The organism is uncultured Chitinophaga sp. (assembly GCF_937874145.1).
GTDB lineage: Bacteria > Bacteroidota > Bacteroidia > Chitinophagales > Chitinophagaceae > Chitinophaga.
The window spans coordinates 1-6,232 of sequence record NZ_CALNBI010000079.1; the positions used below are offsets into that span (position 1 = coordinate 1).

Annotated in this window: 3 protein-coding genes and 1 pseudogene; 3 read left to right on the top strand and 1 reads right to left on the bottom strand. The window is 57.0% G+C overall.

The window, feature by feature from the left end; translation table 11 throughout:
- A pseudogene (locus Q0510_RS03650) lies at positions 1 to 567 on the top strand (hypothetical protein); the annotation flags it as partial.
- Between the two features lie 7 nt (positions 568 to 574).
- Complete coding sequence (gene bcp / locus Q0510_RS03655) at positions 575 to 1,879, top strand: thioredoxin-dependent thiol peroxidase (protein WP_298708362.1); 1,305 nt, start codon at positions 575 to 577, stop codon at positions 1,877 to 1,879.
- A gap of 93 nt (positions 1,880 to 1,972) precedes the next feature.
- Here the strand turns inward: bcp and Q0510_RS03660 are convergent, their stop codons facing one another.
- On the bottom strand, positions 1,973 to 3,523 hold the full coding sequence (locus tag Q0510_RS03660) for an SUMF1/EgtB/PvdO family nonheme iron enzyme (protein WP_298708364.1): 1,551 nt from the start codon (positions 3,521 to 3,523) through the stop codon (positions 1,973 to 1,975).
- Positions 3,524 to 3,693: 170 nt separating this feature from the next.
- Here Q0510_RS03660 and porU point away from each other — a divergent pair.
- A partial coding sequence (gene porU, locus Q0510_RS03665; RefSeq protein ID WP_298708366.1) for a type IX secretion system sortase PorU occupies positions 3,694 to 6,232 on the top strand: 2,539 nt, incomplete at its 3' end.

Sequence of the window (6,232 nt, forward strand, 5' to 3'; positions counted from 1 at the left end):
GAATTCAGCCTGGACGAAGGTTCGCTGTACGACGAGCTGTGTTTCCGGTATTCGGAGATCGCGTCTGCTGCGGGTTATTCGAATATTTACCGTTTGCATTCCGCGCTGGTGCCGCTGCATGCCGGGTTCAGCCTGCGGATAAAGCCTTCGCGCCCTGTGCCGGAGCATTTGCGGGATCATATGATATTGCAGCGCAAGGGTTTCGGGGAAAGCGTGACGGCGGCCGTGCCTGAGGCGGACGGATGGTTTCGCGGGAGCTCGCGGGACCTGGGGGATTTCCAGCTGATGGCAGATACGGTGGCGCCGAAGATCACGGTGTTGGGCGGGTTGAAGCAGAACGCGAACCTTAGCGGCGCCAGGCGCATCGCATTCAGCATGAGCGACGGCAGCGGGATCAAATCCTACAGGGCCGAACTCGATGGAAAATGGTTACGGTTTTCGAGGAAAAGTAACGTAGTTTCCTATAATTTTGATAAACATTGCCCTCCGGGGACGCACACCCTTACGCTCACCGTGACGGACATTGCCAATAACTCATCCACATATACTTTGACGTTTAAACGCTAGTAAAACCATGACGCATCTGCAACCTGGGGTAAGCGCCCCTGATTTCTCCGCCGTGGACCAGCATGGTAACACCGTATCGCTGGCCGATTTCAGAGGAAAGAAAGTGATCCTCTATTTTTACCCGCACGACATGACGCCGGGCTGCACAACCCAGGCCTGCAATCTCCGCGATCACCACTCCCAGCTCCTGGTGAAGGGTTATGCCGTGGTTGGCGTCAGCGAGGACGACGAGCAAAGCCACAAGAAATTTAGCGACAAGTACGAGCTGCCTTTCCCCATCCTCGTGGATTCCAGCCACGAAATTCTGAACGCTTATGGCGTTTGGGGTGAAAAGACATTTATGGGCCGCACTTACGACGGCACCCATCGCACCACTTTCCTCATCGATGAAAACGGCATCGTAGCCCATATCATCGAGAAACCCGACACCGGCGACCATGCCCGCGAGATCATCGAGCTCTGGGAAGGCCATACCGATGGTTGGGTAGATGTGAAGCCGGAAGAGAAAGAAGAAGCTGCCGCTCCTGCAGCAGCCCCTGCAACTGAACCAGCCGCCGGGCCTGCTGCAACCCCTGCTCCCGCTAAAAAAGCGGTGAAGAAGAAAGCGACGGCAAAGGCCGCTCCCGTAGAAAAGAAAGCAGAACCTAAAGCAACAGATAAGAAGCCCGCAGCTGAAGCGAAACCTGCACCTGTAGCCAAAGCCGCAGCCAAAGGCAAGCCGGTAGCGAAAAAAGCAGCAGCAAAAGCAGCTCCTGCGCCTAAAAAGGCTGCCGCCAAAGCAAAACCTGCAGCTAAGAAAGCCGCAGTGAAAGCCAAACCGGTCGCTAAAAAGGCCGCTGCGAAAGCAAAACCCGTAGCAAAGAAAGCCGCCGCTAAAGCGAAACCAGTTGCGAAGAAAGCTGCCGTTAAAGCGAAACCAGCAGCAAAGAAAGCCGCTGTCAAAGCGAAACCAGCAGCCAAGAAAGCTGCCGTTAAAGCGAAACCAGCAGCCAAGAAAGCTGCCGTTAAAGCGAAACCAGCAGCAAAGAAAGCCGCCGCTAAAGCGAAACCGGTTGCAAAGAAAGCCGCCGTTAAAGCAAAACCGGTTGCTAAGAAAGCTGCGGTTAAATCAAAACCAGTAGCCAAGAAAGCCGCTGCTAAAGCAAAACCGGTTGCTAAGAAAGCAACAGTGAAAGCGAAAGCTGTAGCAAAGAAGGCTACCGCTAAAGCGAAACCAGTTGCAAAGAAAGCCGCAGCCAAAGCGAAACCGGTAGCTAAAAAAGCTGCCACCAAAGCGAAACCGGCTCCGAAAGCCAGGGCCAAAAAGAGATAGTTTTCCATCCATTTCCCTCACCCGGGAAATAGCATACAAGAAGAAAGGCTGACCAAATGGTCAGCCTTTCTTCTTGTATGCTATAAGAGCGGATTAGCGTTTCTGGCGCTGGGCACGGAAAACCTGGCCCGTTTTAAATTTGTTCCCTTCAGGGCTACCCACACGGTCCATCGCGCAGCGGAAACCTACGGTGTTGGTCGCCATATCTTCCTGCATGTAACGGCGCGTGCCGGGAGAAAGCCAGTAAGCACGGTCGTTCCAGCTACCACCTTTGATCACACGGGATTTATCGTTGATCAGGGTTGTTACGCCGTAACCATATTCCACCAGCGACAGGCTGTCACCATCGAGGTAGTTGATCACGTCGCCTTTCTGGTAGTTCAGGCGGCTGGCGGATTCTTCATCCGTAACATCACGCATTTTCAGCGTACCCAGGCTGTCTTTTTCGAACTCCTTGTCTGCATTCTGATATATCGTCTGGAACTTGTTACCGCGGAAGTAGTTGAAGTCGTCGCCATCGATGGTGGTCAACGGCCTGTAAACGTCCTGCACCCATTCGCTTACGTTGCCGGACATGTTGTACACGCCGAAGTTGTTGGGGAAGAAGGAACGAACGGGACCGGGGATTGAAGCACGGTCGTTCAGGCCGCCTGCCATACCCATGTTGTCACCCGAGCCACGCTTGAAGTTCGCCAGGAACTGGCCCTGCCAGTTGCCGCGGCGGATATCGCGGAGGCCTGCGTTGTTGGTGCCCCAGGAATAGATCTGTTTGTTGAGGATCAACTCTTCACCACGTTTGCCTTCTTTCTTGGAAGGATTCGGGTTCTGACCGATATATCCGAGCGCTGCGTACTCCCATTCAGCCTCCGTGGGCAGGCGGTAAGCCGGCAGCATGATACCGTCTTCGAACTGCGCGCCGCGGGGAGATCCGTCGGGGTTGGCGAATTGTTTCTTTGCGGATTTGGACATCTTGCCCGGCGTGCCTTCGTAAAGGCCCGCGAGGTAAGATTTGGAATCGAACGTGTTATCGTCGGCCTGGTTCATGATGTCGGCCTGGGAAAGAAGCCCGGCGTCCATGAGGAGCTTTTCGTTTACACGGTTGGAACGCCATTTGGCATAGTCGGTCGCCTGTTTCCAGGAGACGCCTACCACCGGGTAGTCGTTGTACGCGGGGTGACGGAAGTAATATTCCACCAGGGGCTCGTTGTAAGCCAGCTCGCTACGCCAAACCAGGGAGTCGGGCAGCGCGCCGCGGTATACGTCCGGGAAAGATTCCCCGTATACACGATTGAGCCAGTACAGGTACTCGCGGTAGTTCACGTTGGAAACTTCGTTCTCGTCGATATAGAACGACGACACCGTAATACGGCGGGGGATATTGTTCCAGTCGCCCATCACATCCTGCTCCGTGGCGCCCATGGCGAATGTACCGCCCTGGACGAAAACAAGTCCGGGACCAGTGAACTGGTCCTTGCTCTTGGCAACGGAGAAACCGCCCATTTTGGGATCATTATAGTTCCAGCCCGTAGCGGACGAAGATTCTTTCTTCTTCCCGAACAGCCCGCCGCCGTTCTTGCTGCAGGCAGACATCGACATCATCACGCCGGCGCCTACAATCAAGGATAAGGAGGTTAATCTGTGCATGCGATAACAGCTTTTGATCGATACAATTTAGGTATTCAAATAGGTAAACGCAAATGTAATTCTTTTTATTTTATAGCAAAAATAAATAATCTGTAAACAGATGCGTGTAACGGGCGTTGTGAAACTCCCTGATATATATTAGGTTTGTATGATACAAGCTTTCCGCCTTTATGCCCACCGCCCCCCGGAAAAACAGGCTATTCGCCCTGGTTATCTGCCTGCTCCCCGCCCTGAATTCGGCGGCGCAAAGGCATTATGCCAGCCGGTCGGTGCTCGCGGATGGAGACTGGCGGAAGATATCCGTGCCCCGCGCCGGCGTGTACCGCATCTCAGTGCAGCAACTCCAGGCCTGGGGCCTGCCCGCGGAAGGGAAACCCTCCTCCTCCGTCCGCCTCTTCGGCTCCGGCTGCGCCATGATCCCGGAAGATAATGCCATCCCCCGGCCCGACGACCTCCCCGAAACTGCGATCGCGGTGGCCGACGGCGGCGACGGTATCTTAAACGGCCCGGATTACATTTTATTTTATGCCCCCGGGCCCCTCCGCTGGCGATATGCCGCCGGGTCCTGGGAGCACGTACCGCATCTCTATGCGGATTCCGCCGTTTACTATATCACCCTGGGAAGCGGAGGGCGCCGCATTGCAGAAGCGCCCCCGGGCCCGGCGGTTAGCATTTTTCAAAAAGATTACGATTACCGGGAAGTGTATGAAACGGAGCGGCATAATATATTGTCCGGCGGCAGGGAATGGTTCGGCGACCGCTTTTCGTCGCTCCCGGAAGACGCCCTGGTGCGGACGTACCCCGTCAGCATGCCGAACGGCCTGGCGGACGCGGTGTTGAAAGTGCGCGTGGCGGCGCGGTCGTCCTCCGCCGTCAAATTCGATATCTCCGCCGGCGGGCAATTGCAGGGAACGCTCTTCCCGCCACCCGTACCCGGCAATATCTTCGATACCTATGCTTCAACGGCCAGTGGCGCTTATACCGTCAATCCCACCGCTAGTTTCACGATTTCCTTCGCGGGAAACGCCAGCGCACAGGGATGGCTGGATTATTATGCCGTGGAAGGCCGCGCCCCGCTGACACTTCCGGCCGCGGGAGCATTGCTCTTCCGCGATGGGAAAGATGTAGGGCCGGGGCGGGATAAAGGATTCGCGATCGCCGGGGCAGATGCGGGCACAACGGTTTGGGACGTCTCCGAACCGCAACGCCCGGTGCAATTACCAGCTGCGGTTGTAAACAATGAATTGCGTTTTTCCCGCGAAGCGGGCATATGGAGAGAATTCGCGGCATTTAAACCGGAAGGGCTGCCTGTTCCGGATTACATCGGGCCTGTAGCGAACCAGGACCTCCACGGTCAGGCGCCGGTGCAGATACTGGTCATCACCCCGCTGGCTTTCCTGCCGCAGGCGGAAAAACTGGCGGCATGGCGCAGGGAACATACCGGGCTGAGCGTGGCTTGTGTTCCCACTAACCTGATCTGGAATGAGTTCGGCGGCGGGATCGCGGAGCCCGCTGCATTGCGGGATTTTCTCAAAATGCACTACGACCGCCAGGCATTGCGATTCGTGCTGTTGATGGGCCGCGCCGGGTATCAATATAAGAACGCCGCGCCCGAATGGGTGCCTGTCTGGCAAAGCCCTGCCTCCCTGCACGGTTTAAATACCCATCCCTCCGACGATTTTTACGGCTTCCTCGACGATAACGACGATATCTCCCGCCACGGTTCCCTCCTGGATGTGGCCATTGGCCGCCTTCCCGTGACAAACGCGGAAGAAGCGGAAGCCGTGGTCAATAAAATCATCCGGTACGAATCGCCCCGCACTTTCGGCGACTGGCGGCAGGAGCTCACGTTCGTGGCCGACGATGAAGACAACAACCTGCACTTCGATGACGCGGAAATGGTGGCGCAGATGGTGGCGGAGGAGTCTCCCGGCTTTCATATCCAAAAAATCTACCTCGACGCTTTTCCGCAGGTTGCGGGTTCCTCCGGCAGCCGTTACCCCGCCGTAAACGACGCCATCCGCCAGCGGATGAGCACCGGCAACCTTATCTGGAATTACAGCGGCCATGGCAGCGCTTTGCGGCTGGCTGAAGAGGCGGTGCTGAGCGAGGCTTCCACGGCGGAATGGGAAAATGGGGACCGGCCGCCCGTGCTGGTCACGGCCACCTGCGACTTCGGGCCTTTCGACCAGCCGGAGATTTCGCCGCTGGGCGGGCAGTTGCTGCTCCGCGAAACCGGTGGCGCCATCGCTTTGCTGACGACTACCCGTGCCGTGCTGGCCGCTTCCAATAAAGTGATGAATGCCAATTACTTCCGCGAAGCCCTCCGCCCAGGCGCTTCAGGGAAAATGCCGCTCCTCGGCGAAGGTGCGATGCGCGCCAAAAATGCGACCTACGCCCAGTCTGCCGATGTGGTCAACAACCGGAAGTTCCAGCTCCTGGGCGACCCCGCGATGGCGATCGCTTTCCCGCAGCAGCGCGTGTTCCTGGACTCGGTGAACGGCCAGCCCGCCCGCGATTCGGATTCGCTGAAGGCGCTGGGCTTTTATCGTTTGTCGGGCAGTGTGCGGGATGCGGGCGGTAGCGTGATGACGGGTTTCAACGGGCGTGTGAGCATCGCCGTTCATGATGCGCCGGGATTGAAGTACACCCGCGCCAACGATCCCGGCAGCCGGCAGGCGGCTTTCGGGGACGACGACCGGGCGCTGT